Below are 279 nucleotides of genomic sequence, written 5' to 3' on the forward strand. Positions count from 1 at the left end.
TCATTTGAGGAATGGCTGCCACAAATAATGCAGGTAAAATAGCAAAGTATTTGGACACATCATTCGCCAATGAAAATGTGGTCAAAGCACCTCGGGTAATCAGTTGCTGTTTACCGATCTCAACGACAGACAAAAGCTTGGTTGGGTCTGAATCCAAATCCACCATATTTCCGGCTTCTTTGGCAGCCTGTGTTCCCGAATTCATTGCCAGACCAATATCCGCTTGCGCCAATGCTGGCGCATCGTTGGTACCATCCCCGACCATAGCAACCAATAGCC

The 279-nt window shown here is 47.0% G+C and carries 1 protein-coding gene; it reads right to left on the reverse strand.

What is annotated here, in order from left to right:
- A partial coding sequence (locus FLQ44_RS00985; RefSeq protein ID WP_147692662.1) for an HAD hydrolase family protein occupies positions 1–279 on the reverse strand: 279 nt, incomplete at both ends.

The sequence above is a fragment of the Vogesella mureinivorans genome (assembly GCF_007644035.1).
GTDB classification, from domain to species: Bacteria; Pseudomonadota; Gammaproteobacteria; order Burkholderiales; family Chromobacteriaceae; genus Vogesella; species Vogesella mureinivorans.